This is a genomic window from Pseudomonas sp. MWU16-30316, from assembly GCF_020515645.1.
GTDB lineage: Bacteria > Pseudomonadota > Gammaproteobacteria > Pseudomonadales > Pseudomonadaceae > Aquipseudomonas > Aquipseudomonas cerasi.
On record NZ_JAIZAZ010000002.1, the window covers coordinates 756,311 to 781,748 of the forward strand.

Annotated in this window: 33 protein-coding genes and 2 pseudogenes; 8 read left to right on the forward strand and 27 right to left on the reverse strand. The window is 59.5% G+C overall.

The annotated features are described in order from the left end of the window. Window positions 1-127: 127 nt before the first annotated feature. The 9 genes from LCH65_RS10270 to LCH65_RS10310 form a co-directional block, all read right to left on the reverse strand. Window positions 128-844, reverse strand: coding sequence for a hypothetical protein (locus tag LCH65_RS10270; protein WP_226439362.1), 717 nt, complete (start codon window positions 842-844; stop codon window positions 128-130). Between the two features lie 74 nt (window positions 845-918). Further along, window positions 919-1,476, reverse strand: coding sequence for a hypothetical protein (locus LCH65_RS10275; RefSeq protein WP_226439363.1), 558 nt, complete (start codon window positions 1,474-1,476; stop codon window positions 919-921). Window positions 1,477-1,549: 73 nt separating this feature from the next. Continuing rightward, window positions 1,550-1,717, reverse strand: a complete 168-nt coding sequence (locus LCH65_RS10280) for a hypothetical protein (RefSeq protein WP_226439364.1) — start codon at window positions 1,715-1,717, stop codon at window positions 1,550-1,552. 160 nt (window positions 1,718-1,877) lie between these two features. Beyond that, entirely contained in the window at window positions 1,878-2,078 is a 201-nt protein-coding gene (locus LCH65_RS10285) for a hypothetical protein (protein ID WP_226439365.1), read from the reverse strand. A gap of 135 nt (window positions 2,079-2,213) precedes the next feature. Beyond that, a complete protein-coding gene (radC, locus tag LCH65_RS10290; protein WP_226439366.1) occupies window positions 2,214-2,702 on the reverse strand; it encodes a DNA repair protein RadC in 489 nt (162 codons plus the stop codon). Window positions 2,703-2,789: 87 nt separating this feature from the next. Continuing rightward, window positions 2,790-3,047 carry a hypothetical protein gene (locus LCH65_RS10295; protein ID WP_226439367.1) on the reverse strand — a complete coding sequence of 86 codons (258 nt, stop codon included), beginning with the start codon at window positions 3,045-3,047 and terminating at the stop codon, window positions 2,790-2,792. A 64-nt stretch (window positions 3,048-3,111) separates the two neighbouring features. After that, window positions 3,112-3,615: an STY4534 family ICE replication protein gene (locus LCH65_RS10300; protein ID WP_226439368.1), complete on the reverse strand. Its 504-nt coding sequence runs from the start codon at window positions 3,613-3,615 to the stop codon at window positions 3,112-3,114. Between the two features lie 760 nt (window positions 3,616-4,375). Beyond that, complete coding sequence (locus tag LCH65_RS10305; RefSeq protein WP_226439369.1) at window positions 4,376-6,358, reverse strand: DNA topoisomerase III; 1,983 nt, start codon at window positions 6,356-6,358, stop codon at window positions 4,376-4,378. Between the two features lie 101 nt (window positions 6,359-6,459). Further along, complete coding sequence (locus tag LCH65_RS10310; RefSeq protein WP_226439370.1) at window positions 6,460-6,762, reverse strand: helix-turn-helix transcriptional regulator; 303 nt, start codon at window positions 6,760-6,762, stop codon at window positions 6,460-6,462. A gap of 230 nt (window positions 6,763-6,992) precedes the next feature. Between LCH65_RS10310 and LCH65_RS10315 the strand changes: the two genes are divergently transcribed. Next, window positions 6,993-7,250, forward strand: coding sequence for a DUF4880 domain-containing protein (locus LCH65_RS10315; protein WP_226439371.1), 258 nt, complete (start codon window positions 6,993-6,995; stop codon window positions 7,248-7,250). A 75-nt stretch (window positions 7,251-7,325) separates the two neighbouring features. On the opposite strand, the gene LCH65_RS10320 is transcribed toward LCH65_RS10315, so the two are convergent. From LCH65_RS10320 to LCH65_RS10360, 10 genes are all read right to left on the reverse strand, one after another. Further along, window positions 7,326-7,769, reverse strand: a complete 444-nt coding sequence (locus LCH65_RS10320; protein ID WP_226439372.1) for a single-stranded DNA-binding protein — start codon at window positions 7,767-7,769, stop codon at window positions 7,326-7,328. Next, the gene (locus LCH65_RS10325) at window positions 7,766-8,275 is read right to left on the reverse strand and encodes a DUF3158 family protein (RefSeq protein WP_226439373.1); all 510 of its coding nucleotides are present in this window, start codon (window positions 8,273-8,275) and stop codon (window positions 7,766-7,768) included. The genes LCH65_RS10320 and LCH65_RS10325 overlap by 4 nt, the downstream gene beginning before the upstream one ends. Further along, the gene (locus LCH65_RS10330) at window positions 8,272-9,024 is read right to left on the reverse strand and encodes a PFL_4669 family integrating conjugative element protein (protein ID WP_226439374.1); all 753 of its coding nucleotides are present in this window, start codon (window positions 9,022-9,024) and stop codon (window positions 8,272-8,274) included. The genes LCH65_RS10325 and LCH65_RS10330 overlap by 4 nt, the downstream gene beginning before the upstream one ends. Window positions 9,025-9,284: 260 nt before the next feature. Further along, window positions 9,285-10,508, reverse strand: coding sequence for an STY4528 family pathogenicity island replication protein (locus LCH65_RS10335; RefSeq protein ID WP_226439375.1), 1,224 nt, complete (start codon window positions 10,506-10,508; stop codon window positions 9,285-9,287). Further along, complete coding sequence (locus LCH65_RS10340; protein WP_044321336.1) at window positions 10,505-11,053, reverse strand: DUF2857 domain-containing protein; 549 nt, start codon at window positions 11,051-11,053, stop codon at window positions 10,505-10,507. The genes LCH65_RS10335 and LCH65_RS10340 overlap by 4 nt, the downstream gene beginning before the upstream one ends. Beyond that, window positions 11,050-12,627, reverse strand: a complete 1,578-nt coding sequence (locus LCH65_RS10345; protein WP_226439376.1) for a ParB family protein — start codon at window positions 12,625-12,627, stop codon at window positions 11,050-11,052. The genes LCH65_RS10340 and LCH65_RS10345 overlap by 4 nt, the downstream gene beginning before the upstream one ends. A 12-nt stretch (window positions 12,628-12,639) precedes the next feature. Continuing rightward, entirely contained in the window at window positions 12,640-12,768 is a 129-nt protein-coding gene (locus tag LCH65_RS26225) for a hypothetical protein (protein WP_260523819.1), read from the reverse strand. A 111-nt stretch (window positions 12,769-12,879) separates the two neighbouring features. After that, entirely contained in the window at window positions 12,880-13,725 is an 846-nt protein-coding gene (locus tag LCH65_RS10350) for a ParA family protein (protein WP_226439377.1), read from the reverse strand. Window positions 13,726-13,727: 2 nt separating this feature from the next. Continuing rightward, window positions 13,728-13,952 carry an AlpA family transcriptional regulator gene (locus LCH65_RS10355; RefSeq protein ID WP_226439378.1) on the reverse strand — a complete coding sequence of 75 codons (225 nt, stop codon included), beginning with the start codon at window positions 13,950-13,952 and terminating at the stop codon, window positions 13,728-13,730. Window positions 13,953-14,074: 122 nt separating this feature from the next. Next, window positions 14,075-14,815, reverse strand: coding sequence for a hypothetical protein (locus LCH65_RS10360; protein WP_226439379.1), 741 nt, complete (start codon window positions 14,813-14,815; stop codon window positions 14,075-14,077). A gap of 601 nt (window positions 14,816-15,416) precedes the next feature. Between LCH65_RS10360 and LCH65_RS10365 the strand changes: the two genes are divergently transcribed. Beyond that, a complete protein-coding gene (locus LCH65_RS10365) occupies window positions 15,417-15,677 on the forward strand; it encodes a hypothetical protein (protein WP_226439380.1) in 261 nt (86 codons plus the stop codon). Window positions 15,678-15,683: 6 nt separating this feature from the next. Here the strand turns inward: LCH65_RS10365 and LCH65_RS10370 are convergent, their stop codons facing one another. From LCH65_RS10370 to LCH65_RS10380, 3 genes and pseudogenes are all read right to left on the reverse strand, one after another. Beyond that, complete coding sequence (locus LCH65_RS10370) at window positions 15,684-16,325, reverse strand: TetR/AcrR family transcriptional regulator (RefSeq protein WP_226439381.1); 642 nt, start codon at window positions 16,323-16,325, stop codon at window positions 15,684-15,686. 51 nt (window positions 16,326-16,376) lie between these two features. Further along, window positions 16,377-16,997 (reverse strand): SDR family NAD(P)-dependent oxidoreductase, encoded by a 621-nt coding sequence (locus tag LCH65_RS10375; protein WP_226439382.1) that lies wholly within the window; start codon window positions 16,995-16,997, stop codon window positions 16,377-16,379. A gap of 74 nt (window positions 16,998-17,071) precedes the next feature. Then, window positions 17,072-17,698 (reverse strand): annotated as a pseudogene (locus LCH65_RS10380) (substrate-binding domain-containing protein); the annotation flags it as partial. 28 nt (window positions 17,699-17,726) lie between these two features. Between LCH65_RS10380 and LCH65_RS10385 the strand changes: the two are divergent. Continuing rightward, window positions 17,727-17,891, forward strand: coding sequence for a hypothetical protein (locus tag LCH65_RS10385; RefSeq protein ID WP_226439383.1), 165 nt, complete (start codon window positions 17,727-17,729; stop codon window positions 17,889-17,891). Between the two features lie 3 nt (window positions 17,892-17,894). On the opposite strand, the gene LCH65_RS10390 is transcribed toward LCH65_RS10385, so the two are convergent. The 4 genes and pseudogenes from LCH65_RS10390 to LCH65_RS26240 all read right to left on the reverse strand — a co-directional run bounded on the left by LCH65_RS10390 (window position 17,895) and on the right by LCH65_RS26240 (window position 20,582). Beyond that, window positions 17,895-19,057, reverse strand: a protein-coding gene (locus tag LCH65_RS10390) for an IS3 family transposase (RefSeq protein WP_226439384.1) whose coding sequence is annotated in 2 segments (ribosomal slippage) — window positions 17,895-18,805 and window positions 18,805-19,057 — 1,164 coding nt in all. Because the reading frame shifts where the segments join, the coding sequence is not laid out codon by codon here. 109 nt (window positions 19,058-19,166) lie between these two features. Further along, a pseudogene (locus LCH65_RS26230) lies at window positions 19,167-19,889 on the reverse strand (transposase). After that, complete coding sequence (locus LCH65_RS26235) at window positions 19,814-20,116, reverse strand: IS66 family transposase (protein WP_260523820.1); 303 nt, start codon at window positions 20,114-20,116, stop codon at window positions 19,814-19,816. Before LCH65_RS26235 ends, LCH65_RS26230 begins: the two are co-directional and overlap by 76 nt. Window positions 20,117-20,195: 79 nt before the next feature. Beyond that, a complete protein-coding gene (locus LCH65_RS26240) occupies window positions 20,196-20,582 on the reverse strand; it encodes a hypothetical protein (protein WP_260523821.1) in 387 nt (128 codons plus the stop codon). Window positions 20,583-20,593: 11 nt separating this feature from the next. On the opposite strand from LCH65_RS26240, the gene LCH65_RS10400 reads away from it, so the two are divergent. Both LCH65_RS10400 and LCH65_RS10405 read left to right on the forward strand, forming a co-directional pair. After that, complete coding sequence (locus LCH65_RS10400) at window positions 20,594-20,923, forward strand: hypothetical protein (RefSeq protein WP_226439385.1); 330 nt, start codon at window positions 20,594-20,596, stop codon at window positions 20,921-20,923. Window positions 20,924-20,941: 18 nt separating this feature from the next. Continuing rightward, complete coding sequence (locus tag LCH65_RS10405) at window positions 20,942-21,124, forward strand: hypothetical protein (RefSeq protein WP_226439386.1); 183 nt, start codon at window positions 20,942-20,944, stop codon at window positions 21,122-21,124. 224 nt (window positions 21,125-21,348) lie between these two features. Here the strand turns inward: LCH65_RS10405 and LCH65_RS10410 are convergent, their stop codons facing one another. After that, on the reverse strand, window positions 21,349-22,110 hold the full coding sequence (locus tag LCH65_RS10410; protein WP_226439387.1) for an SDR family oxidoreductase: 762 nt from the start codon (window positions 22,108-22,110) through the stop codon (window positions 21,349-21,351). A gap of 133 nt (window positions 22,111-22,243) precedes the next feature. Here LCH65_RS10410 and LCH65_RS10415 point away from each other — a divergent pair, with 133 nt between their 5' ends. The 3 genes from LCH65_RS10415 to LCH65_RS10425 all read left to right on the forward strand — a co-directional run bounded on the left by LCH65_RS10415 (window position 22,244) and on the right by LCH65_RS10425 (window position 25,387). After that, window positions 22,244-23,137 carry a LysR family transcriptional regulator gene (locus LCH65_RS10415; protein ID WP_226439388.1) on the forward strand — a complete coding sequence of 298 codons (894 nt, stop codon included), beginning with the start codon at window positions 22,244-22,246 and terminating at the stop codon, window positions 23,135-23,137. A gap of 181 nt (window positions 23,138-23,318) precedes the next feature. Next, window positions 23,319-24,227 carry a LysR family transcriptional regulator gene (locus tag LCH65_RS10420; RefSeq protein ID WP_226439389.1) on the forward strand — a complete coding sequence of 303 codons (909 nt, stop codon included), beginning with the start codon at window positions 23,319-23,321 and terminating at the stop codon, window positions 24,225-24,227. Window positions 24,228-24,403: 176 nt separating this feature from the next. Next, window positions 24,404-25,387: an aldo/keto reductase gene (locus LCH65_RS10425; protein ID WP_226439390.1), complete on the forward strand. Its 984-nt coding sequence runs from the start codon at window positions 24,404-24,406 to the stop codon at window positions 25,385-25,387. Window positions 25,388-25,438: the final 51 nt, after the last annotated feature.

Here is a 25,438-nt window from a genome sequence, read left to right on the forward strand (position 1 = left end):
GACACTGCACTTACCAGAAACCCGAATTCAACCTGGCCACTTTTCTGAACTACAGGATGCGTTAGCCTCAAGTGGTTGCGGGTGCGCCACGCAGAAAAAAAGCGCCCGTATCATGGGCGCCTTTGGTTCAATCATCAGGAAAAATAGGTAATCCAGGCACTGCTGCAGCGTCAGGATCAAGGAACAAAAAACGCACATCGGCCTCACCTGCCAGCATCAGAATTCTGATCAGCGCCTCGGGCACACCTTCGCTGCGCAGGCGCGCTTCGACATCGCTACTGTTGGTATCGAACGAACGTCGAGAAGGATTTGCCGACCACGGAGTCGAGTAGAGCTTGAACCCGACCGCGGTACTGCCCGGCAGGCTGAAGCACTCGAAGTAGCCCATCGATCGCCCGCTGCTGGCCGGAAAGCAAAAAGTCCATAGGTCCGGCTGAGGCACGTGGGCACTGCTGATTTCCCAACTGCGGCTGTAGTGGCCGGTCTCAAACGCCATCTGCAGGATCGCCGATTGCGCAGCAGCCTCGGTGGGGAAATCCCCAAGGTGCACAGCGCTACCGAAATGGTCAGCCGTTACCTGGTAGATCACTGCCGCGACGGTGCCTTCGGACATGCATTGCGCTTCCAGATCAGGGTCTGGCTTTGGATCAGTACCGACCCATACCATGTCGTCGTTGAAACGGCAGGCAAGGTGCTCGATGTGCTCATCGCTCAGATGAAGCTGTGACGGGTGCAGTGTGCGGTAGCAGGGCGGCTGCTTGTCGTCGTAGATGATCACCAACACGCGTTCGCTGACCATGGCCAGGTAGCCACGGGCGAAAGGGTTTTCAGGTGTGGTGTTCATGCTCGGGTTCTCCACAAGGTGAGGAGGACCCAGCCCCAAGGGGGAAAAGGCCCCCAAGGGATGTGAGTTGATAGTCAGATGTTCAGCAGCTTCAGCACGTGCGGTAGCCAGCGAGTGGGGATGATGCGGGCCTGGAGATGGTCTGCCTGACGCCGCAGGTTGTTTGCGGTGCTGTGGTTGTCCCAACGATCTTCGTCGATGGCTTCTGCCAGCAGGCGCCTTATTTGCCCTTCGGCTAAGAGCAACTCGTCACCGGTGCGGTAGGGTGGCAACCAGGTCAGCGTGGATTGCCTGACGACGCCGGACATTACGGTTCGACCATCGCGATCTTGAATCGAGATGCGCTCCGGCCGAAAGTCCAGCACTGCATCGCCGATGAAGCCAGCGTTGCCCGAGACCAGATAATGCAGGGCCTTGAGCAGGCACTGCTCGAGCAAGCCGCACTGTGCGAGCTCGATTGTCAGCGGCATCCAGAAGGTGTGAGCAAAGCCATCATCATCGGCGAGTTCTGCCTGGCCGTGGGCGAGCACCCGGAACTGACGTTCGAAGATGTCCTGGCGCAGAGCTGTACCAGCGAGATAGGGGTTGTGAACGAAAGCGACGCCATCGAAGTGCTGTACATGAAGGTTCATGCTGTCTCTCCAAGTTGATCGAAAAACCGGGAGAGTCCGCCCGATGGGGAGTTACTCCCCGGTCGGGTTTGGGTCAGTGCGAGAGGGCTTGCAGCGCGTGAGGTATCCAGTGTTCGGCGATCATCCGGCCTTGCCACTCTTCGGCCTCGGTGCGAAGTTGCTGCGCGGCATCGTGCAGACCGTCGTGGGTATGCACTTGTGCCCGATTCAACAGATCCTGAGCGGTCAGTCTGGCGTACATCCGTTCGGTTCGAGTCACACAGGGCGACAGCCACTCGATGCTTGCTTCACGGACAACGCCCGACAGCACGGTGCGCTGGTGCAGGTCGACAATGTTGACCTGGTGGATTCTGAAATCTACCGCGCACGCCTGCTCTAAAGCACGCAGCCCAGAGGTCTCGCTAAACAGGCAATCGTGAACAGTCGCCCATGTCCTCGGTGATCTGACCGCAGTAGCCCAGCACCACCAGCGCTCGTTCCTGAAAGGCCTGGGAGCAAAAGCTGCTTTTGGAAAAGATCATCTCGCCGTGACCCATCACCACGAATTGACGCTCGAACACGTCGCGTCGCAGCAGGGTGTCGGGTGCGTACAGGTTTTCCACAAACTAGAGACCCGCCAGATCATTGATGGACAGTTCCATGGTGATTCTCCTGTTTCGGTTGAGTGAAACCGGAGTTACCGCCTCCCCAGCGGGGAAGAGATTTTCCCCGGCAGGGTGAAGCGTTTGCGATTGAAGTCAGAGCCAACCCATCTCAGCGAGCGACACGGGTTTTCCCTCACCCACCACGAAGTGATCCAGAACGCGAACTTCCACCAAGGCCAGGACGTTCTTGAGCTGTGCGGTGAGGTTGCGATCTGCCTGGCTAGGTTCGGCGCACCCTGAAGGATGGTTGTGGGCAAAAATGACCGCGGCGGCATTGCAGGCCAAGGCGCGAATCACGATCTCTCGCGGGTACACGCTGGCACTGTCGATGCTGCCGAAGAACACTTTTTCAAAACTCAGGGTCCGGTGGCGTGCGTCTAGACAGACCATGGCGAAGACCTCCTGGTGATGCCCGGCCAGTTGCAGCTTCAGGTAGTTGGCCACCGCAGTCGGACTGAACAGGCATTCACCACGGGTGAAGTAACGCCGATCCAGTAGGTCAAGCGCTTCGGCAATCATCTGGTCTTCTGCACCGCGGCGGAAGACATCGGTACCGTCGATCAAGGTGAGGGGAGCGTGCATGGTGTGATCCTCCAGTAGCAAAGGGGCACACCCCAAGGGCGTGATGGCCCCTGATGGGTTGGGTGAAAGAGCTTTGGATTTCAGTAATCACAATCGGGTGAAACGGTGGCGGGCGCCGGGGAGTGAGCAGTGACACGCATCACAGGGTGACGTGGAAAAGTCGTCGATGCCTAGGCCGGTCTCCGAGTCGAAATCGGCGCTCAAGGGCATCAGTTCTCGAACACCCTCATGGATTGCGGCCATGCGCTGCGCGAGTTCCTCATCGGTGTAATACAAAGACAGCGCGCTGAAGTCGTCATAGGCGACGGCAAACAGGCAGGTTTGGCAGAGCCAGAAGGATTCCATGGGAGCCTCCTGCGGTAGAAGAAAAGGCGCTCGGGTGAGCGCCTGTTGCGGGATAGCGGACGGATCAGGCGGTTTGCCGTGCCTGCGATTCGTCCTGATGGAGTGCGTGATCTGCATCAGCGGTGGGTTGCTCAGCATCGGCGGCAACGGGTGTGCGGGCCGGGGCCTTGTACACCAGGGTACCGTCGACCTTGATCCACTCGATGAAGATCAAGCGGCCTTTGAGACTGGCGCCGGGTTGACCCTGACGTTCGCCTTTTTCGTAGATGAAAGCGTCGATCCACAGATCACCGATACGAAAGCCCAAGAGGACTTTGCGTTCGGCCTGGAGGTCGGCCATGTATTGGCGGATCAGCCTTTCGGCTTCGCCACCGGCGACCTTGCAGTCGAAGCGGGTGTATTCCACGTCATCGCTGGCGCCGTGCAGAGCGGCGATATCACAGGCCATGAACGGCTGACCACGACGAACCGTGACTTCACGCACGCGGTTTAGATAGCCGATGCCTTGGGTGTGCAGGTTGAAGTAGCTGGTAGCTTGGGTTTGGTTTGGGGCAGTGGACTGAGTCATGGTGAATCTCCTGTTTGCAAGAAACGCGGAAACCCACCGTCCCGGCGGGAGGTGAATTCCGCAGGGGGATGACAAGTAGGCCCAGAAGGGCTGAGAAAACAATCAGCGCTCATCACCGACGAATCGATGACCGTGCGAGCTGCCGAACGCGAATCGCACTTGGGAGAACCACCATCGAAATGGCGCAGCCTTGAAGGTTCGAGCTGCCTGGGCGCTGTCATCGACAGCAAGTGCAGCCCATCTATAAAACGCGATCAATGGGACGTCAACAGCCAATCGAACAGAGGCTGTTAGCCCAGATTCGAGTGGCACACAGTGGAAACGTCGCGGGCGAAAAATAGCCCGACGGTCATCGGGCTGGGGATAAAAAGGGACCACCCTTGGCCAATCGCGACAACGTCGCTCCTCGTGACAAGCACACGTTGGCAGGACCTGACCAACCGACCCTTGTCGTGGCCTGGGTCGGAATTTTCTGGCACGCATCCGCGCACAAAAGGCGCCCAGTGTTTCGCCGGCGGGCACCGGAGCTGATCGTCATCGCCGAAGCGAATGACCCCTGCGGCCTGGTGAAAAGCGGCACGGGTCATTCGCTGCAACGACTTGCAGGGCAGTGAAGGGCAACCAGGTTGCAGGAAAAAGCGGCTCCGAACTCATGGAGTCCGACCGAACTGCCCGGAGCGAATCGGTCTTGGCTCGCCAATGGCGAAGGGCGTCCTCACTACAACAGCCCCGACCAGACCCGTCAAGTGCACGGTGAGGGTCACGGTCCCGTGGATTTGGGCTTCGACGTCTTGGGCTTGGCCAAGGGCTTGGTGCCCTTGCAGTCGGGATAACGCGAGCACGACCAGAAGGTGCCGGTCCGCCCGGTGCGTTTGCGCATCACCGTCTTGCAGATCGGACAGCCCGGTCCGCGCGCCGCCGGCACATTGAGCTTGAGTGTCGCGTGGTGCTTGATGAGTTGGTTGAGCCATTCGCCCTGCTTGAAGAGAAAGGCGTCCACGGTCAGCCGGCCGGTTTCGATATGCTCCAGCGCCTGTTCCCACAATGCCGTCATCACCGGATCAGCCACCTCGGGCGGCACGGCCTCGATGAGCGTGTGGCCGGCCGCCGAGGCCGACAGGCTGCGCTTCTTTTTCACCAGGTAACCATGGTCGATCAGCCCCTGTAGGATCGAGGCCCGGGTGGCTTCGGTACCGATACCGATGCTGTCCTTGAGGCGTTGGCGCAGGCGCGGATCCTCGATCTGATTGGCGATGGATTTCATGGCCCGGATCAGCGTGCCTTCGGTGTAGGGCTTGGGTGGTTGTGTGGTGCGGGCATCGACTTTGGCCGAGCACACGGTCACGGCATGGCCTACGTGCAACGCGGGTAGCGCCTGCGAGGCTTCGGCCTGGCCGGTGGGGTCGGCTTCGTTGATCCAGGGCTTCCAGCCAGGTACCAGAATCTGCTTGCCCGCGGCCTTGAAGGTTTCACCGGCCCCGATGAACAACGCTTCGGTCTTCAGGTACTCGTGCAGCGCGCAGAACTGCGCCAGGTACCGGGCCCGGATCAACGCGTACACCGCACGTTCACGCGGGGGCAGGCTGTCGATCCGGAACGCCACGGCCGTCGGGATGATGCCGTGGTGGGCGGAGATCTTGGCAGTGTTCCAGGCGCGCGAGCGCACGGACAGGTTCAGGTCCTGAAGCCGATCCCGAAGCGCCGGATCGGCTTGAGTGAGCGCCTCGAGCACGGCTGGCGCGTCGTCGATCATGCTCTCAGGCAGGTAGCCGCAGTCGCTTCGAGGATAGCTGGTGACCTTGTGGGTCTCGTACAAGGCCTGGGCGCATTCCAGTGTTTCCTGAGCACCCAGGCCGAGCCGGGCCGAGCAGATTTCCTGCAGCGTGCCCAGGTCGAACGGTAGCGGGGCGGACTCCCGTACCCGCTCGGTTTCGACACTGTCGATGTGCACCTGTGCGGCCTCGAGCACCCCCTTCAGCACCTGCCGTGCGACACTTTGGCGGGTACAACGGCCTTGGTCATCGCAGACCGTAGGGGGCGGTTGCCAGCGAGCCTGAAAATCTGCGGCCCCCGCAGCAAGGCGAATATCCAGCGTCCAGTACGGCTGCGCCACGAAGCTCGCGATGGCCCGATCGCGGGATACCACCAGCTTCAGTGTCGGCGTCTGCACGCGCCCCACCGGCAGAACTCCGTCATAACCCGCGCGGCGCCCAAGCAGGGTGAACAATCGACTGAGGTTGATGCCCACCAGCCAGTCGGCCCGCGAACGGGCCAAGGCCGAGTGATACAACGGCAAGGTTTCCGCACCGGGCTTGAGCGCCGCAAGCGCCTGTCGGATCGAGGCATCGTTGAGCGCCGACAACCACAGGCGCTGCACCGGCCCGCGGTAGCCTTCCAGTTCCAGGATTTCGCGCGCGATCATCTCGCCTTCGCGATCGGCGTCGGTGGCGATGACCACCTCGTCGCACCGGCTCAGCAAGCCGCGAATGACCTTGAGTTGGGAAGCGACCTTGGGCTTTGGCAGCACCTTCCACTGCTGGGGCAGGATCGGCAGGTCTTCCAGGGCCCAGCGTTTGAGGTGGCTGCCGTAGGTTTCAGGTGGCGCAGTCTCCAGGAGGTGCCCGACACACCAGGTGACGGTGACCCGCTCCCCCACCAGGCAGCCTTCGGCACGGCGGCCGGCCTGCAGCACGCGAGCGATGTCGCGCGCCTGGGAGGGCTTTTCGCAGATGAACAATTGCATGTCTTCGCTCCAGTCGGATGACTGAAGCAGGGTGACGCTCAGGGGGAAGAGAGCCAGCTTAAAACTGAAGATGCGGGGTCCAATTGGACGGTGGCGGCAGACTAACGCTGCTTCAGGTGGGCAATCAGGTGCTCGGTCGAAGACAGGATGAACTGGCGATCGGCATCGGACAGGGGCGCTAGCAGCAGGCCGATCTTATGACCTTGGTCACTGGGGCGTGGGCTGAAGTCGGTCACCAACTCGGCCAACCCGCAATCCAGCGCGCCCGACAGCTGGATCAGCTTGGGGACCGACAGCGACGTCTTGCCCAGTTCGAGCCGGGAATAGGCCTCACGACCCATCGACAGGCGTTCGGCCAACTGGTCCTGAGTCAGACCCAGGGCGCGGCGACGCTTGGCGATCATTTGGCCAATCTGCTTATCGGCGGCGGCGATGATTTTCGGCAACTGTGCGGGTCTCCCATTCAACCTGAATGGTCGAACAAAGACCTCGCAAGATGAACAACCCATCGGGTTGACTCTGGGCGATATGGGTTGTATTTGTTCAATTGAGTGTGTGGAATGCTGAAAATGGGCAAGAATCAGTGGCGGTCGCTGCGCGCGCGAGGCGCGTATTGACGTACAAGGAAACTTACGTGGATACAGCGGACGATGGGCTGAAAGGCCAGGTGCGGTTGCAGGCGCTTCGACGCTTTCTGGAGATTCATCGATCACCCGAAGACAAGGACAAGCTCAGCGCCTTGGCGCAGTGGTTGGAACAATGCCCTACGCACCGGCAGGCGTTTCGGGAACTGGGGCAGGCGCTGGCGAAAGTCGCTGAGGATCCGGACGTGCTGGAGACGGCACTGGAGGCGATGTTGTTGCAATACAGTGCGGGTTCGACACGGCATTGAAGTGACGCGCGTCGATGGCGTGGGGTTTGGATGAGCGCCGCGCAGTGAGGCGCTCATTCCAGTAAGGTCCACTGGTCAGCTCTTGGCTCGACCGCCTTTGCGGCTATTGCCGGTGCTCGCTTTGTCGGCCGGGCCCGACGGTGCGGCGTCGGAGGGCTTCTCACGCATGCTCACGCTGGCCAGCCGATGGGGCAGGATACCGATGCGCCGCGCCTCGACCTTGAAGGTCACCCGTGCGTTGTCCTCGCTGTCCTCCCATTCATCGCGCACCGTGCGCCCCTCGACCAGCACGCGCATGCCTTTTTGAAACAACGTGCTCCAATGCTCGGCATCCCGGTGCCACAGTTCCACCGGGGCCCAGTATCCACCTCGGTCTTCGTAGCCGCCCTCACGCGGTACCGGGTTGTCGAAGTATACGTTCAGGCGCAGCAGACGCCGCGGCTCATCATTGCCCGAAGTGAATTCCTGAAAGTCCGGCGCGCTGCCGATGTTGCCTTCGCCGACAAAAAAAGTGCTCATGATGATGTCTCCGTTCCGGATGGGGATTGGCGCAGCACGCTCTCGGCGTTGGCCATCTTGTGGCTGCAGTCGAGCGCCTGGCGCTGCAGGGAATGCAGCACGCTCATCTGCAGGTTCAGCGCGATGCGGTTGCATTCGAGCTGGAACAGGGCAGTGCGCAGGTCTGGGTGCAGGCGCGGATTGCGCATCAGCCGCTCCCAGACCTGGGCGCCCATGCGGGAAAAGTCCTGAGTGCGCCAGCGCAGAAAGGTGGTGCCGGCGCCGGTGTTCTGCAGCACCAGGCGAATGCCCAGCAACGACAAGGGCGGCAGCGCCATGATCGCCACCTGGGTGCCCATGAGCTGCGCCACACGCTGTTCAAGCTCCCTCGTGACGTTCGTCAACTGGACCATCTCCCCCTTACCCTTAAAAGGCTTTAAAAGGCCTTTTAGGGAGGCAGCGTGTTCGATGTCCCGATAGGCAGTGGGTGCGAGGGTCAGATCGGCGGGGAAGTCCTGTGGGGTCATGACGGCTTATCCGCAGCGGCCGTCTCGTCGTCCGCCGGAACGTCATCACTTGTACTGGCCGGCGTACTCGCCATCGACTCCGCCACCGCAATAATGGGCGGCGCGAATTGCGAGCGCCGCTCGCCGTTGAGCACGTCCTGAGGCGGGCGACCGTACTTATCGACCGCTTCCCGAAAGCGAGCATTGTCGGCGGCTACATCGCTGCGGGTCACCCCAGACACGCGGCATCGATGGGCGATACCAAACAAGCTGCGTACCTGGTGGGCGCCCTGGTCGATCCATCCCTCCATGTCCGGCCGGCCGATAAGCGCCGTGTGATGGGCCAGCAGCACGCGCCTGACCAGTGTGTCGTAGTCGGTGAGCAGGTACACCGCCAGAAATCCCAGCTGGCTGGCGATGAACAGCGGCAGGGTCACGGGGTGGATGTTGAGGTTGTCACCCACGTCGATCTGCGAGGGCAGGAGTTTTTCCAGATGGCTGACCTGCTCCATCAACTGGCCCATCTGCGCCTTGGCGCGCAGCACCTTGTCCTCGAGCATCAGCATGAACCAGTCAGCGAAAGGGTCGTCCTGCGCTGCTGCTTGCTTGAGGATGTTGGTGATGTTGATGTAGGCCGCCATGCTCATGATCGGATGGCTGCCCTCGCGGGCCAGGCGGCCCTGCCACAGCCGAGCGGCGTGATGGGTGTGCAAGGTCAGGGTGATGGTGCTACGCAGTGAGCCCAGGTTGAGCTGGAAATGGTCGGCCATGGGCAGGTCCTCAAGTCGGCGGGTGAGGACACGGTGTCGGGCAAATACCAGCGTGACTGCTGAAAACCTGAAGGACCTGTGTTCGGATAAGCCATGGCGACTGGAACAGTATGGATTTGATGCCTGAGGCATCAAATCCACTGAAGGCTGGTGCTCATTACCGCACACGCGCGAAGCCGAGCTTCAGGTTCGGATCAACGCCTGCGACAGGACAGGGCGACTGGACGTCCATGGATTTGATGCCCCAGGCATCAAATCCATTAAGCGCTACTCATCACCCCACACTGTCGACGCAGCTGATCCAGGCAGGCCCGTGCCACGGGGGACGCCGATCGCGGCGCGCCGCTGCGTTCAGCGCTGTTCGGCTCTGGCACCGCCTGCTGGACCCGCATCGCTTTGGGGGGCGGCACCTTGGTCGCGATGTCTCTGGCGGCCCACAATCGAAAGTCTCCCTCGATCGCTTTCCTGATCAACCCCATCAGGTAAGCGGCTGGGCGCCGCACGGCCCCCGTTGTGCACCGGGCCACGGCCTCCTGCAGGACGGCCACCCTGGCCGCGTCGGGCAATGGGGTCATGGCCTGTAAGGCGATCTGCCGATCACTTGCGCTGATGGGCAGGTTCGCTGGCCACTCGAGTTCGGATGTTCCCCCAGCCCCTCGTACCGTACTCTCTTGCTCTATACGCTCTTGTACAGTACTAGGGGGATTCGGAATCCGAACCACCGCTAAATCCGAGGCTTTCGCCGGCCGTTCGGATTGATGTTGTACCGGGTAGGGCAAGGAAGCGACATCCAGCGAAGGCTGTTCGGATTCGTGAGCAGGAGAGGGCGCCTCGAGTTCGAGTGAGTGTTGCTCAGGCGCCGACGGCACCAGGGCGAGCACCTTGGGTACATAGGCCGCCGGTACCGTTTGGTCACGCCGCAATTCCCCCAGCACATGTCCGGCGGTGATGCGTACGCCCTTGGCGGCGTGCTTAAGGCTGCGCTTGATCAGATCACCATAACCCTCGTCCAACTGCAGTGCTTCGGCCGGCGTCAGCGGCTCGTCGTGCAGGACATAGATGGGTGGCCGCAACCGACCTTGATCGTCGCGAAGATGCGTGACCAGGCTGAGCCAACGGGTCAGTCGTAGATTCTGCAGTACACGCGCTACTGTCTCGCGTGAAGCTTTCTCGCCGCAGGGGACCGCGGACAGATACGGCTGCAAGTCCTCGTAGCGGGGGTATTTGAGCCCGCGCTCTACGATCATGAAGTGCAGGGCCTGCCAGGCGTTACGCTCCAGCGGTGTGAGCCGGGTATCAAGCAGCAGAGAGCGGGGCATGATGTTCTGGGGTTTGCCGATGTAGCGAAACTGGATCGAGGTGTCGGGCGGTGGCTTGGGTTTGGGCGGTGAGGGGAGTGGAAACAGGTGAGGGTTGTCCTGCATGTATTGGGCGCACTGGCGCATGGCCCGTTTTAGATCCTCCAAGCTGAGACCGTGCCTCATAGCTGCTCTCCGTACAGGTGCAACTGTTGCCAGACCATGGTCAGAGTGACGCCCTGTTCCTCGGCGAGCATCATCATGGTGTCGAGCTTGTCGGCGGTGCCGTCCTGCTGTCTCAACTGACGCCAGCGCTGCCAAAGCGCATGTTCCTGGGCTTCGGTCAGACTTTGCGGGCGCCCGCGGCTGACTTCGATCTTCAGCAGCCGGCGGCGCATGGCGGTTTCAGAGTGGTCCAGCCCAAAGCACTTGTTCATGATCAGCGAGCTCGCGCCGAGCTTGAGGGCGCGATTGATCAGGCGTTCGTTTTGCTCGTCACGGTCGGCCTGCTCAATCAGCCGGCGCATCACCGCGGTATCGACCTTGATTTCTACCCAGGGGACTGCGGCATGGGCTAAACGAGAGAGCGTGGTGGGTGGCAGGGATTGCAAGATCTCCAGGTCCTCTTCGGCCAAGCCCAACGCGCGACAGCGCTGAAGGTGGCCTTGGCGCAACTCGTGCAACACTTGGTTAAGCATGGTGTTATTCAGCAGGGCGAAGATCGCGTTCATGAGAGTGTCTCCGAATCGTCCTGAGATGTGGCCTGGCTCAGGTCCACGATACGTCTTGCCAGCACCACCAACTGGATCCACTGATTCAGTTGCGCGTCGGGCAGGCGCTGAAGTTCGAACGTGAGTCTGGAGTTGCCACCGAGCGGGGTCAGATAGTCACCGACCAGCAATTGGCCCACCAGTGTCGGCGGAAGCTGCTGCTTGAGTTCCCATTCGACCCCGTCCTGGGCGCGCAGAATGGAGGTGAGCAGCAGCTGCACGGCCACGCCCTGGGGGGCGGTGGCCTCTGCGGCCTGCCAGTTGAGCGTGAATCCAAGACCCTGCTCTGCGCCCACGACAAAGTCTGGCAGTGCCGCGTATTGGGCCAATGACTGCGCCAATTCGGCGGCGAGGCTGCGCAGTTCGGCGATGGCCAGTGGCGCGATGGAATCCATCAGCTGTGACAGAGAAGGGAGCGATGCGGTACTGGTCGTCTGTGCTTCGATCACCTCTGTGCTACCTGGGCGCAGACCACCGAAAATATCGTCCAACCGTAGCGGGTCCTCGTCGGCGGGGTCGTCATCGTCCCGGACCTGATTGGTTGGGAAGGGAGGAGGCGGTGTCTGACTGTGAATCAGCGGGGGCGCGCTTGCGCGTTTGGCGCCGGCATTTCGCAATTCGTTTACCGTCGCAGTGGGCCGCTCCTTGATGGAGGGGTCACTCGACGGCATAACGTGAGAGCCGCTCTGCATCAGTTCTAACTCCATCAGCCGCGGCGTGATGTCCAGCACCTTGGCCATCTGCGCCAACAAGGCGCCGCGTACTTCGTCCCAGTCGAATTCGTCGGACGTCGTGTCGAAATTGGACAGCGTCTGCTGCCACAGCACAAGCAGTTGATCGAGCGGGGCCAGCAGGCGGTTCCAGACTTGCTCAGCCCGTTTGCGCAGCAGAATGAGCCGCTCGATCTGTGGCTTCGGTAACCCGGAACACAGGGCATTGGGGAGACTCGGCAGCAGGTATTCGACGGTGTCGAACATGCGGCTGATCTGCGATTGCGAGACCGGATACCCGCCCGATGCCAACGCCTGGGCGAGTTCGCGTTGCGAAAGGGACGTGCCTTCATCTTCCAACAATGCCTTCACGTTGACCACCGCCAGCGCGCGTTCAATAAACGCCAGCTGTCCGTGCAGATCGCTTTCAGCCAGATGCCCGAGCAGGGCATGGGTCTCGCTGGTCCAGGGCCGGTAGCGGCAAGCGATCCGGAAGTAACGCTCGTCGCGCGTCTCCTTCCACAGTTCGTTCAGAATGGACAGGCGCGTGTTACCCCCATTCAAGATGATGAAATAGGTCTCGCTGGGTCGTCGGGTGATGGAAGGCGCCTGGTCCAGCCCGCGTTCACGAATCGACAACTTGATGTCGTCATACAGAGGGTTGCGGATGAACCGGGGGTTGCGCTCGTAGGGCCGTAATTGCTCCAGGGTAACCACGATCTCTGACTCCTGGTCGAACTCCGGCGCCACGCGTTCGCCTGGACTGCGCAGCAACATCTGTGGGCGCAGTCTGGCGCTGATCTGTTCCTGGGTGGGTTTGATCATGATGGGCCTCAATTACGCCTGCGGTAGCTTGTCGCCGACTTCAAACTTGACCACGAAGGCTGTGCCCGGCAATTCGAAGTGCTGGCTGAGCTCATGCAACAGCTTGGTGATAGCGGGGTGACCGCCCGGGAGGTCGAACACCACGGTGCAATAACAGGGTTCTGTTACCTCGCGATGGCAAGAAACTGATGGCGATGGGATCACGCAGCGTGGCTCATGCATGGCGAGCTCCAATAAGTTGGTTAGAAGATTTCAGTAGCGGGCATAGACACCCGGTGCTGACGCCGGGTCGATGAGTCGGTGCCATTCGGGAAACAGCTCAAGCGCCAGTTGCCGCATCGACTGCGCCGCGCTCGACCCGCCAGAGGGAGAAGGGCGATAGTCGATCCGGTGCACGGGCAGGCCCAGCGAGGCCGCGTTCAAATAGGCCACGCGATCCAGCACCACCGCGGAACACAGGGTGACCTGGTCATGTGCGACAAAGTCTGCAGACAGGCTCTGAATGATCAAGCGCGTATCGCGGCGGCTCAGATTGACCTGGTTCAGCAGCAGCCGTGCCGGGGGAGGGCGGACGCCCAACTGTTCATAGGGCGCCAAGCTTTGCAGCAGCGCAAGCGTGCCGCGGTGCAGCTCCCGGGCCGCGAGCATTTCGGGTGGGATGGGGCTGAGCATCATGTCCGAGGCCAGCACGGACATCTCGACGATGACGCTGCGCGCGCCCTGGGTGTCGATCAGCACCACATCGTAGATAGGCTCGAAGACATGGAGCAGATTTTTCAGGCGCAATCGGCCATCTGGGGCGTGCAACAACAGGGTATTCAACTGGCCAAGCGGATCATTGGACAGGACCACGTGCAAGCCTTCGACACAGGTCCGTGAAACGATCTGATCGAGATCGACTACGCGATGGCCGATCAGCTCAACACTGCCCGCGGTGCCGGCGCAGGTGAGAGGGTAGTAGCTGGACAGCGTCGGTTGGCTGTCCAGATCGATCATCAACACCCTCAAACCGGCGTCGGCCAACAGGCCGCCCAGATTGGCCGTGACGGTTGTTTTGCCAACGCCGCCTTTGGTCGACACTACGGAGAGCACCTTCACCGTCACGCCTGCGCGCCGAGGCGTTCGGCGATCCAGCGGTCGATCTCGGCTGAGTCCCACCCCACAGCGCGCATACCAATGCGTCGGGCCAGGGGGAACTTGCCTTCCTTCATCAGGTTGTAGATGTGCGCCCGCTTGAATCCAGTACGTTTCTCGACCTCATCACGGCGCATGATGTAGCGGTCGGTTTGGGCGGGGCTAACGGTCGCGTCAGTTTGGGTTTGCATACGTGTCACTCCTTGGCGCCAGATGGCTTGCGATGGGAAGTGACATGAGTCAACACCAGTAAATCGAGCTTGTCATTGCAATGCAATCGCCGACGATTGCATTGCAATTTGGTACAGGCGCGCTATTTGAAGCGCTTGTTTGCGTCCGCAAACCGTTGATCCAACGTACGTTTTTTGAAGCCCGGATGGTCGGGGAACTGCTGCTGAATTGCGGCAACGATCGCGTCCTGGCTAGGAAAAAAAGGATTATTTTTTTCTCCAGGACTTCCGTTGAGCAAAAGCCTCAGCAGGGCGCCAATGACATTCAGCAAGCCCGCTTCGGTACGTGCATCCGCGGGCTTTTCCTCCTCGGCGGTGGCGCGAAGCTGCTCCACCTCGACCCCAAGCGTGGCGAGTTGCTCCACTACTTCAGCGTGAGCTTTTGTCAGCCGGTTGCAGAGAACCTGAAGCATGTCCCTGTCAGCTTTCAGTACCAGATAGTGCCCCCATTTAACCGAGCCCTCCGCGTCCGCTGCGTAGGCAAACAGGAAGGGCGGTTTCTGGTCTGGGTGGTAAAGGCTCATCCACGCTTTCAGTTCGCCGTGGCGGATGCGCAGCGAGCTCGGCCCGAGATTGGCATCAAGCCCGGTAAACAACGCCTGCGGGTGATTCGGTAGCTCCTGGTGCTGCACGGCATCCAGGATCATGCCGACATGCGTCGCCAGGCAGCGCCATCGGGGAAAGATCTTGAGCAGCTGTTCGGGGTACAACCAGTTTGCTTGGGTGATCTGTGTCTCGAACGCCTGAAGCCCACACCACCGGAGTGCTGCTTCGATAGGGGTGTAAAGCAATTTGAAATGCGGATCCGAGCATTGTCGGCACATGGGACCTCCTATTTCTAAGGATGGCCTTTCGCGTTGGTGAACTAATCCAAGCAAAGTAATGTGGCTACTATCGATCTTGGTACGCGTTCAGCGAAAAGGCGTTCGTTGCAGCTTGAACAGCTGTAAGGCCCTTGCTGAACTGCTCCCAGGCGATGAGCGAATCCATATCAGACTCAGGCGTCCGTAATAAACTCCATTCAGGAGGGGCAAGCGTAGGAAAAGGAGGAGCCTGGAGCAAGTGCTCAAGATCAATGCTCTCAGCGATAGGTGTCAAAAAATTGGACAGGTAAGATGCGTATTCCTAGATTGTCCTTAATTCAGGGGGGCGGCCTAGTAGCGTAACTTTCTTGACAGCGCTTGGTCTGAAACAAAAAGTAACAAACTCGGCACTCCCAGCGCTGGCTTTTTTGTAGGAGTTAGTTACTACAGAAAGTGGAAAGCCCCCAACTGGGGTGCAACCAGCGCCCGTTTTTCAGGCGGGAACGGCCTGTCGGCCCAACCCTCAACTTGATGAGGCACAAGGCGATGGACATGTCGCAGCCCGGCGACATCGTCGTGGTGGATGCTGGTGGGGATCTAAAAACGCGATCGGTGGCGACTGATGGTAGCTCATGCCGTGCAGCGACGGTTGGGAGGGCTGGTGATCTTCGGCGCGATTCGCGACAGCGACGCTTTGTGCCATGGAGCCATTTCTTTCCTCGCCGTGGATGTCAATGGTCGCAGGCCGTTCAAGGATGGACCGGTTAGGTTAACGTTCCGATCGCCATCAAATCTGCGCAGCACCTTTGCGGCAGACAAGGCCACTTGGCCACCTCTGGGCAAGCAAGTGGCCTGGCTGCGCATCAATCCCGGCAGCCACTGAATCCGGTCAGCCTGCCGCCAGCCCGCGCAGTACCTGATCGCGAGCGTAATCCAGCCAGTGCTCGCGCGCGCCCTTGCTGTTCAGATCGGTGCCCAGGAAGGCGCCCAAGGTATGCAGGTTGGAGTTATAGAAGTAGCACAGCGAGGAAATCATCAGGTAAGTGTGGATCACATCCACATCCATGCGAAACAGTCCCTGCGCCTGCCCCGCCTGGATGATTGGCGCGAGGGTATCCAGCGCCGCGCCCGACAGCGCCAACAGATGGGGCGACTTGCGCGAGTGCTTGCCTTTGTGCAGGTTTTCGCTGTTCAGGATGCTGATGAATTCGGGGTGGCGCCCGTAGTAGTCCCAGACGAACCCCACCAGTTGCTCAAGGGCCGCGACCGGCTGGGCGAGGTCGAAGCGCTGGCGGCTTTCGGCTTCGTTGAAGTCGGCGTAGATGCCCTCCAGGACACGGATGAACAACTGCTCCTTGCTCTTGAAGTAGTAATAGATCATGCGGTCGTTGGACTTGGCCAGCCGCGAGATCTTTTCGATGCGGCCGCCCGAATAGCCGTCCTGGCTGAACACTTTGGTGGCGGCCTTGAGGATGCGTGCGCGGGTTTCTTCAGCTTGTTGGCTGCGCAGCCCGGAATTGGGAGTGGCCATGGAGGTCCTGTGGCTGAAAGTGCAGCGCCAATCATACGCCATGCTGCCCTGCTATCGACCGGCCCCTGCTGGCGCGCAGGCACTTGCACGAATCTTCAGCGTGAATGGCAGCTGTACGTGGCGTTCGGCCAACGGCTTGTTTTCGATCAGGGCGACCAGCCTGTGTACGGCGTGGCGTCCAAAGTCTTCGGCCGGTTGCTCTACGGTCGTCAACGGCGGATCGCAGTAGGCGGCCATGGAAATATCGTCGAAGCCTGCCACGGATATATCCGTGGGCACCTGCAGCCCTGCTTCCTGAGCGACGAAAAAACTGGCCTTGAGATTGATCTCCAGTGTCGTGTCCCAAGCGTTTTCGGTGACGTCGAGCGCTATGTCGAGCACCGCGACCCCAGCGCTGTTGACCAGATAATCGATACGCTTGAAGTGATCGGCGACGGTATCGATGGTGCGGGTGATCTGGTCGATCTGGCACAAATCCACTCTGAGGCCGATGTGCGCTGTGCCCAGGCCGGCGGCGATTTCGACGAATGCAGGATCACGGTCCAGCAACACAACCCGTGCCCCTCGCTCAACCAGCAGGCCGGCACAGGCCAAGCCTATGCCGGCCGCCCCGCCAGTGATCACCGCGCAGCGGCCGTCCAGGTCGAAGGCCCTGTTCCAGAATTCAGACATGAAGATGACTCCTGTGTCGCGCCCGGTAGATCGATCGTTGCTCGCGCTCGGCGGCAACGATAGGGGGGCGATCGCTATTTGCCGCCGCTGACCTGCTGATAGAGCGCATCGGCATTGCTGTCGGTCACTGGCACCCACGGCAGGATGTAGTTTTTGTCAGTGCCGTCGCCCCACTTCACGTCTTTGGTGTAGCGCTCCCAGATGACCGACTGCGGTTTGTAATCCTTGCCCGCCAAGGCGCGCAGGGTCACATCCAATGCGCCTTGAGACTGCGCCTGAGCATCTTGGAGGAAGGTCGTGACTTCGTTTTTCTTCGCGGCCTGGATCGCGTCGGGCATCCCGTCGATGGACGTGACCGGCACGCCGGCAGGCGTCAGGCCGCAGGATTTGACGGCTTGCAACGCGCCAAGGGCCATGTCGTCGTTTTGCGCGATGATTCCGGAGATACCCCCGTTGGGGTGCGCATTGAGCCAGTCCTCGGTCAGCGCGAGGGCTTCTGCACGGGACCAGTTGGCAGTCTTCATTTCGATGATCTTGATGTCGGGGTGTTTTTTGAGGACTTCCATTTCGCCCTTTTCGCGGTCGATCTGCGCCGACTGGCCGATCGGCTCTTGAATGATTACGACGTCGCCCTTGCCCTTGAGTTTGTCGACCATGGCTTGCGCCTGGAGCCGACCACCCTCGGCATCATCGTTGCCCACGGCCGAGGTCGAGCAGCGCGGCAGTTCTATGATTGTCGTTGATAGCCTCAATGGCTACATGGCGGCAATGCCACAGAAACAACAACTGATTTTGCAGATTCATGAGCTGCTTTCCTATCTTAGCCAGCTCGGGGTCGTGACCTTCCTGATCAATCCTCAGCATGGACTGGTCGGTTCTATGTCCACTATGTAGTGGTCAACTGATCCCGGACACTGAATTGAGTTTTTCCTCAGCGACCGCAGGCGCTAGCCCTTCGTTGAACTGATGCGGTCGCCGCCAGTTGTAGCGCTCCATCAGGAACCGGCCAATATCCTGTTGCGCTAGCGAAGCGCTCATGTAGCCCACCGTCGGTATCCATTCAGTTTTCAGGCTGCGAAATAGCCGCTCCATCGGCGCGTTGTCATGGCAGTTGCCGCGCCGACTCATGCTCTGTGTGAAGCGGTATCGCCATAGTCTCTGGCGGAAACTCCGGCTGCCGTATTGACTGCCTTGATCACTGTGAAACAGCACATTTTGAGGCCGGCCACGCTGCTCATAGGCCATGTCCAGCGCTTTGATCACCAGGTCGGCGTCGGGCTTGGCTGAGAACGCCCAGCCCACAACCCGGCGCGCATAAAGATCGATTACGGCCGCTAGATAGTGCCATCGACCTTCGGCCCAAACGTACGTGATGTCACTGCACCAGACCTTGTTCGGGGATTCCACGCTGAACTCACGATCAAGTACGTTCGGGATATCAGGTCGCTCCACGGTGGCCTTCTTGTAGGCATGGGAGCCCGGTTGTTTGCTGATCAAGTTCAGCTCGCGCATCAACTTACGTACCTTGAATCGCCCGATTTGCATGCCGTCCTCTTTCATCATCAGCATGATGCTTCGACTGCCCGCAGCGCTTCGGCTTTGCGTAAACAGCTCGTTCACGCGGCTGCGCAAAACCACCCGTTCGGCATCTGGATACCGACGTTTCCGGCAGTACGCGTAGTAGCACGATCGGGTTACTTCAAATACCGAGCACAACAGATCAATCGGCTCGTGAGCCCGAAGTTGATCGATTAACGCGAACGCTCGTGTTCCTCGGCCATCAAGAGCGCGGTGGCCTTTTTTAAGATGGATTTTTCCCGTTCCAGCCGATTGATACGAGCTTCGAGTTCCTGGATTTTTTGCTGCTCAGGCGTCAGGGCTTTGCTGGTCGGAGTAACACCGCCACGTTCTTGCTGGAGCTGGTTCACCCAACGACGCAAGGCCGACTCAACCAGCCCAAGCGAACGGGCTGCTTCGGTATGGCTGTAGCCTTGGTCGAGCACCAGGCACGCAGCCTCGCGCTTGAACTCTGGGGTAAAGGTACGACGTTGCTTGGTCATCAGACACCTCTCTGTGGCGAGCATTCTCGCCTAAATGGGTGTCCGGTTTCATTAGACCACTACAAGCCCGATATGAGCCATGGTTGCATGGTTTGAATCTGGGTTGAGCTCACCTGCTTAACACCCTGTAGCTCAGGCGTGTGGGCGCGTATAGATACGCATACGGATCATGCCCGTTCATGCGCGCCGACTGGATCGGAATCATGATCGCCGCAGCCCGTTTACCACTGTGCAGCGATCCAGCGAAGAGCCAGCTCGACCCACCAAGCGCCCACGGCCTGATCTGGTTCTCCACGGCATTCTTGTCGATGGGCACAGCACCATCATCCAGGTAGCGCCTCAGTGCTACCCAGCGTTTCAAGCTGTAATCCAGTGCTTTGGACGTGGCCGATCCCTCGGGCACAAGCGCGCTGAGCCGGCATCCACTCATACAGTTTTTCAGCGATAGGCACCGCTATTTTTCTGACGTAATTGCCTGCTGTCTTCATCGCCCATTTCTTCGGCCCGCCGTTCGACTTCTTATAAGCCGCTGATGGAGTGCAGCGCTTGCTCTGCCAACTGGGTTTTGTTCGCCACATGCAGGTCGAAAAAACTTGCGCCGGGCATGGGCCATGCTACCGATTTCGATGATGCCTCGCTTGAAGCTGGCCTTGTAGCCTGCGAAGTCATCGCACATCAGCTTGCCGTTCCAGGTACCCAGGAAGTTGCGCGCATGTTCGCCTGCATGGCTGGGACTGAAGTCGTAGACCACTGCTCTCAGTGCCGAGAATGGTGTCGTGCAGTAGGCCCGGACGCACGCTCGATGTGTTTTCTTTTCGCCCGGTGCCAACATCTGCACCGGTGTTTTATCTGCATGGACGACCGCTGTGCCAGCACGGCTTCGCGCAGTGCATTTACCGACGGTTGCAGTTGTACGCCAGTTTGGCCGGCCCACTGAGCCAGTGTCGAACGCGGGATCGCCAGACCGACACGGCCGAAGATCTTTTCCTGCTGGTACAGCGGCAAATGGTCTGCGAACTTCGCCACCATCACCATCACCATCACCATCACCATCACCATCACCATCACCTGGGCCGGCACTGGTGCTTGAGTCAGTGTTTCGCACTCAAGGCAGACCCACTCGCCAGGCACATACTGTTCAACAGGGAACAAACCCGGCGTGTAATCCAGTTTCTCGCTGACATCTTCGCCGATGCGTTGAAGCTGTCAGCCGCAGGCACACTCGGTGTACTCCGGCTCGTGATGAATGACGGTACGTGCAAACTGCGTTGGTAACGGCGCGCTTGGGTTGTTGGCGTGCCTCGTCCGGTGCCGGGGCGGGACGAAGTGATTTCAACTCGGGGTCGATGGCTTCGAGGTCGGTGTTGAGCAAGTCATCCAGCAAGCTGCCTTGCGCCGGTCCGATCTGCTCACTGCGCTCGGCAAACTTGTGGCGTTTGAGGATGGCGATCTCGTGAGAGAGCTGCTCGATGATGGTCTTGTCGCGGCGGCTCTCTCGGCCCATGGTATCGACCTTCGACAGCAACTGCGCTGCGAGTGCAGGCGCAGAACGAAGAGGTCCGCGGCGAGCTGCGCGAGGTGATGACGCAGCATCAGCAGGGACAGCGGCATGCCACTGAGCTCGAGCGTCTGCTGGCTTCGCACCAAGCCGAGCAGGCGCGCTTCGCGCAGACGCATGCGGCCGAGCTGGCCAGGCTGCAGGCGCTGCACCAGGAAGAGAACGGCGCACTGCGCGCCGAGGTCAGCCGCCAAGCCGATATCTTCGAAAGCACCACCAACCACCTGATGATGGAACCCAGCCGGGTGCGCGATGCGGCCAAGCAGGACACCGAGCGGCTGACCCGGGAACTGGGCCACAGCCGCTAGCTCGTTGACCAGCTGCGCGTGCAGCGCTCGAACGCCCGCGAGGAAAGCGCCGGGCTACGGGCCCAGGTCGAGAGCGCGGCGCTGCAGCTGCGTCAGCTGCAGAAGGCCTACGACTGGCTCGAAGGTCAGCATGTTGGTCGTTCAGGGTTTCAGGCGGGCGAGGACGAGGGGATCCTTCAGACCCGGACGCCTGGCGAATGAGCAGACTTCAAACGCCAAGCCGTTAGTGGCCGTTACAGCTGCACGGAAAGCCTTAACGTACGATTTTTCCCGTTTTCTCTATTCGCCCCTTGATGCCCTTGTCAGCTGGCCTCATCAACTCCCATGAAGAGGCACGCGCACAGCTCCTTGATGCTGCCGAGGGTAGCGCCGGCGTAAGCTGCTTAAAAGCGCGTACGCGAACTTGTCAGCGATGACGCCACGGCTTAATGAGTGGTGAACCCACCGTCTACGCAGAGCGCCGCTCCAATCACGAAACTGGCGGCGGAACTGGATAGCCACAGTACGGCCGCTGCCAGTTCTTCGGGGCGTCCCATCCTGCCAATAGGCTGGCTGCGCATAAACTCAACAATAGAATCCTGATCAATCCCCTCAACCATGGGTGTATCGAACGTGCCGGGGCAAACGGCGTTTACCCGGATGTTCTTGGTTGCAAACTCCAGGGCTGCGCATTTGGTGATTCCGAGCACCCCGTGCTTGGTTCCGTGGTAGGCAGTGCGACCTGGTAAGCCGACCAAACCGCCTAGCGAAGAACAATTCACGATAGCGCCGAACCCCTGTTTCTCCATTTGAATCAGTTCATGCTTCATGCACGCCCAAACACCTTTGAGATTAACGGCATTCACCTGATCGAAGCCTTCCTCGCTCTCTTCGGTAATCGCGCCCGTAGGGCCACTGACACCCGCGTTGTTGAACGCCATGTCCAATCGGCCGAAGGCAGCGACCGTCTTTTCAACCAGTGCTTTCACCTGAGCTTCCTGCGTGACATCACACGGGACGGCGAGCACGGCAAATCCCAGGTCTTTCAGTTGCTCGGTAGCCAGCTTCAGAGATTCGGTGTTGCTGTCGGACAGCACGACCGATGCGCCGCTCTGAGCGAACGCTTTTGCCGTGGCAAAGCCGAGGCCTTGGCTTGCGCCAGTGACCAAAGCCACCTGGCCGCTGAAATCGTAGGTCGGATAAGACATGTTGAATTCCTTTGCTGTGGTTCAGGCGTGGCGGATATGGCCACATCATTTGAAAACTGAGCACAGCCTAGGCGAATGCGATTAGTATTATAAGCGTCGATAATCTAAGTATTGAGCTGAGGAAAATTCAGTAATGAGCGCTCCCAAACTTAACGACCTCCAGTGTTTCGTGGCAGTCGCAAGAGACCAGAGCTTTACGAAGGCCTCGGTGAAGTTGGGGGTATCGGCATCAGCGCTCAGCCACACAGTGAGAGGGCTGGAAGAAAGGCTGGGTGTGCGCTTGTTAACGCGCACCACACGCAACGTAGCGCCGACTGACGCAGGCGAGCGGCTTCTAAACTCCATTGGCCCGCTGTTCGATCAGATAGTGGCAGAGGTCGATGCGCTTGGAGTGCTTCGGGACAAGCCGTCAGGCGTCATCCGAATCACTTGCTCTGACGATGCGGCGGAAAGCACGTTGCGGCCAATGCTGCCGGCTTTTCTTGAGCAATACCCCGACATACACGTAGAAATCAGTATCGATTATGGGTTCACCAACATTGTCAGCGAGCGATTCGACGCCGGGATACGGCTCGGCGAGTCGATCAGCAAGGATATGATCGCTGCCAGGGTGGGGCCGGATTGGCGGTTATCAGTTGTAGGCTCTCCTGAATACCTGAATCGGCATGGCCAGCCGCTCCAGCCTCGGGATTTGACCGAGCACGCGTGCATCAATATCCGGCATTCGTCCAACGGGCCCTGCTACGCATGGGAGTTCGAAAAGGATGGGCAGGCAATCAATATCCGGGTCACAGGTCAGTTCACTGCGAACAGCAGTATCCATTTGCTCAATGCAGCCTTGGACGGAATCGGGCTAGCTTACGTCCCAGACCACCTTGCCAAGCCTCACCTACAGAGTGGCGGCTTGATTGAGGTGCTGTCAGATTGGTGCCCGCATTTCGAGGGATATCACTTGTATTATCCGAACAGGAGACAGGCATCTCCGGCGTTTCGTGCATTTTTGGAGGCTGTGCGATTCAAAGGGTAGCCAGCTGAAGCCTACATCAAGGCGCCCTATTGTCCAGTGTGGGGAACCGGATAGGCATTGTTGAGAATTATGCAATCACGCAATGAGCAAGACTCATCAATATCCCGACCTTGGGTAGGTAAAATTCACTCACGAAGCGGCCTGCCCGGGTCGCCGACAACCTGGTCGCCAAGGATATTCCATGAGCGTAAGCCGCGCGAATCTCGCTGATTTTGTTTATTTCCTCGCCATCGCGCGGCACCAGAGTTTCAGCCGAGCAGGCCAGGAAGTCGGCATCAGTGCGTCTGCACTGAGCCATGCGATCAAAGGCCTTGAGACCAGGATTGGCGTACGGTTACTCAATCGCACCACCAGGAGTGTGACGTTGACCGACGCCGGCGAGAGGTTGCATCAGGTAATCAGCGCGCCGATGCAGGAAATCGACGATGCCATGGAGATCCTGAACAAGTTTCGCGACGAGCCGACAGGTCGCATCCGATTGAATATTCTGAGTGACGCCGCTGAGCTCTTGCTTGGCCCTGTGCTCCCGATATTCACAGAGCGCTATCCGGAGATTGAGATAGACCTGACCGTCACGAACCTGATCGTCGACGTGATCGGTGGAGGCCACGACGCCGGTATACGTTACGGAGGGACAGTCCCTGAAGACATGGTTGCCCAGCGTTTATCGCCGGACATTCGATGGGTCGTTGCCGCGACGCCCGATTACCTCAAGCGTTTCGGTATCCCCAGGCACCCCAATGATTTGAATAACCATCGCTGCCTGCGTATTCGCCTGGGCAGCGGCGCGATGTACGACTGGGAATTTGAAAAAGGTAAGCAGCGGCTCGCGATTGCCGTGCCTGGAGCGATCACGATCGATGAAACGCGTGTGGGGCTGGCTTTGGTGCGTTATGGCGCAGGTCTGATGTATGCCCCTGAGCCCGCCATGCAACCTCTGATCGATTGCGGTGAGGTCGTCACCGTTCTGGATGACTGGGCTAGCGTCGCGCCTGGCTACCATATGTATTTTTCCAGCCACCGGCAGGTGCCCACGGGGCTGCGGTTGCTGATAGATCTCATTCGAGAAATCCATCCTCTCGGCGAATAGCCACGGGTCGCCCCCTGTATGACGGTGTGGCCATCAAAATCTATTCTTCCCCTAAAGCGCGAGCCGCAGTGAGCGGATCTCATGAATCCCTGGCAACCCTCGTAGGTACTAACTAATGGGCCCGGTACAGCCGATTTGGCGTGTGCGGGAGAAAACTCTTTAGTCACGAGGTAGATATGGAATACAAGCATCTTGGTCGGTCGGGACTTAAAGTCAGCAGGCTGTGCCTAGGCACCATGAATTTTGGTGAGCTCACGGACGAAACCACTAGCTTCAACATCATGGATGAAGCACTCGATGCGGGCATCAATTACTTCGATACTGCAGACGTTTATGGGGGCCCTAATTCCCCGGATATGGCCAAAGGGTATGGGATTTCGGAAGAGTACATCGGACGCTGGCTTGCCCAAGGTGGTCGTCGTGACCGGATTGTGCTGGCCACCAAGGTCTATCAGCCGATGGAGCTTGGCCCGAATGATCGGCGTCTCTCGGCTTACCGTATCCGGAAGGCGTGTGAGGAAAGCCTGCGCCGTCTGAAGACTGACCATATTGATCTCTACCAGATGCACCACATCGACCGTAACACCCCCTGGGAGGAGATTTGGCAGGCCATGGAGTTGCTCGTTCAACAGGGCAAGATCATCTATGTTGGCAGCAGTAATTTTGCCGGCTGGGACATCGCCACCGCGCAGGCAGCAGCGGCCAGCCGTTCCTTCATGGGCCTGGTTTCAGAGCAGAGCATCTATAACCTCTCAAATCGTGCAATCGAGCAAGAGGTCATCCCAGCTTGTCGGCATCTTGGGCTGGGCGTAGTGCCGTGGAGCCCTCTGGGAGGAGGCCTTTTGGGTGGTGCTTTGCAAAAGATCACCGAGGGCCGGCGTGCAAAGCCAAAGGTCGCCAATCAGGTCGAGCGCTTGCGTCCGCAATTGGAAAAATACGAAGCATTGTGCGCTGAGCTTGGCGAGTCACCTGCCGATGTTGCACTGGCTTGGCTGCTTCACCAACCGGCGGTCACCGCGCCTATCATTGGGCCTAGGACGGTGGCACAGCTGAAGGAAAACCTGCAGGCCCTTAACGTAAATCTCTCGTCCAGCACCCTTGAACGCCTGAACGAGATCTGGCCCACTCAAGGTGAAGCACCTCAGGCCTATGCATGGTAATAAGCGGCTTAGTTGATCTGAGACCAGACCTCGGCTGCTCGCAAGGACTAT

What these genes read in the sequence shown, in the direction of transcription:
- LCH65_RS10270 (WP_226439362.1), bottom strand. Translation starts at nt 844, where the DNA reads ATGAACACCACACCTGAAAACCCTTTCGCCCGTGGCTACCTGGCCATG.
- LCH65_RS10275 (WP_226439363.1), bottom strand. Translation starts at nt 1,476, where the DNA reads ATGAACCTTCATGTACAGCACTTCGATGGCGTCGCTTTCGTTCACAAC.
- LCH65_RS10280 (WP_226439364.1), bottom strand. Translation starts at nt 1,717, where the DNA reads ATGTACGCCAGACTGACCGCTCAGGATCTGTTGAATCGGGCACAAGTG.
- radC (WP_226439366.1), bottom strand. Translation starts at nt 2,702, where the DNA reads ATGCACGCTCCCCTCACCTTGATCGACGGTACCGATGTCTTCCGCCGC.
- LCH65_RS10295 (WP_226439367.1), bottom strand. Translation starts at nt 3,047, where the DNA reads ATGGAATCCTTCTGGCTCTGCCAAACCTGCCTGTTTGCCGTCGCCTAT.
- LCH65_RS10300 (WP_226439368.1), bottom strand. Translation starts at nt 3,615, where the DNA reads ATGACTCAGTCCACTGCCCCAAACCAAACCCAAGCTACCAGCTACTTC.
- LCH65_RS10305 (WP_226439369.1), bottom strand. Translation starts at nt 6,358, where the DNA reads ATGCAATTGTTCATCTGCGAAAAGCCCTCCCAGGCGCGCGACATCGCT.
- LCH65_RS10310 (WP_226439370.1), bottom strand. Translation starts at nt 6,762, where the DNA reads ATGATCGCCAAGCGTCGCCGCGCCCTGGGTCTGACTCAGGACCAGTTG.
- LCH65_RS10320 (WP_226439372.1), bottom strand. Translation starts at nt 7,769, where the DNA reads ATGAGCACTTTTTTTGTCGGCGAAGGCAACATCGGCAGCGCGCCGGAC.
- LCH65_RS10325 (WP_226439373.1), bottom strand. Translation starts at nt 8,275, where the DNA reads ATGACCCCACAGGACTTCCCCGCCGATCTGACCCTCGCACCCACTGCC.
- LCH65_RS10330 (WP_226439374.1), bottom strand. Translation starts at nt 9,024, where the DNA reads ATGGCCGACCATTTCCAGCTCAACCTGGGCTCACTGCGTAGCACCATC.
- LCH65_RS10335 (WP_226439375.1), bottom strand. Translation starts at nt 10,508, where the DNA reads ATGAGGCACGGTCTCAGCTTGGAGGATCTAAAACGGGCCATGCGCCAG.
- LCH65_RS10340 (WP_044321336.1), bottom strand. Translation starts at nt 11,053, where the DNA reads ATGAACGCGATCTTCGCCCTGCTGAATAACACCATGCTTAACCAAGTG.
- LCH65_RS10345 (WP_226439376.1), bottom strand. Translation starts at nt 12,627, where the DNA reads ATGATCAAACCCACCCAGGAACAGATCAGCGCCAGACTGCGCCCACAG.
- LCH65_RS10355 (WP_226439378.1), bottom strand. Translation starts at nt 13,952, where the DNA reads ATGCAAACCCAAACTGACGCGACCGTTAGCCCCGCCCAAACCGACCGC.
- LCH65_RS10360 (WP_226439379.1), bottom strand. Translation starts at nt 14,815, where the DNA reads ATGTGCCGACAATGCTCGGATCCGCATTTCAAATTGCTTTACACCCCT.
- LCH65_RS10365 (WP_226439380.1), top strand. Translation starts at nt 15,417, where the DNA reads ATGGTAGCTCATGCCGTGCAGCGACGGTTGGGAGGGCTGGTGATCTTC.
- LCH65_RS10370 (WP_226439381.1), bottom strand. Translation starts at nt 16,325, where the DNA reads ATGGCCACTCCCAATTCCGGGCTGCGCAGCCAACAAGCTGAAGAAACC.
- LCH65_RS10375 (WP_226439382.1), bottom strand. Translation starts at nt 16,997, where the DNA reads ATGTCTGAATTCTGGAACAGGGCCTTCGACCTGGACGGCCGCTGCGCG.
- LCH65_RS10385 (WP_226439383.1), top strand. Translation starts at nt 17,727, where the DNA reads ATGATTGTCGTTGATAGCCTCAATGGCTACATGGCGGCAATGCCACAG.
- LCH65_RS26235 (WP_260523820.1), bottom strand. Translation starts at nt 20,116, where the DNA reads ATGGTGATGGTGATGGTGATGGTGATGGTGATGGTGGCGAAGTTCGCA.
- LCH65_RS10410 (WP_226439387.1), bottom strand. Translation starts at nt 22,110, where the DNA reads ATGTCTTATCCGACCTACGATTTCAGCGGCCAGGTGGCTTTGGTCACT.
- LCH65_RS10415 (WP_226439388.1), top strand. Translation starts at nt 22,244, where the DNA reads ATGAGCGCTCCCAAACTTAACGACCTCCAGTGTTTCGTGGCAGTCGCA.
- LCH65_RS10420 (WP_226439389.1), top strand. Translation starts at nt 23,319, where the DNA reads ATGAGCGTAAGCCGCGCGAATCTCGCTGATTTTGTTTATTTCCTCGCC.
- LCH65_RS10425 (WP_226439390.1), top strand. Translation starts at nt 24,404, where the DNA reads ATGGAATACAAGCATCTTGGTCGGTCGGGACTTAAAGTCAGCAGGCTG.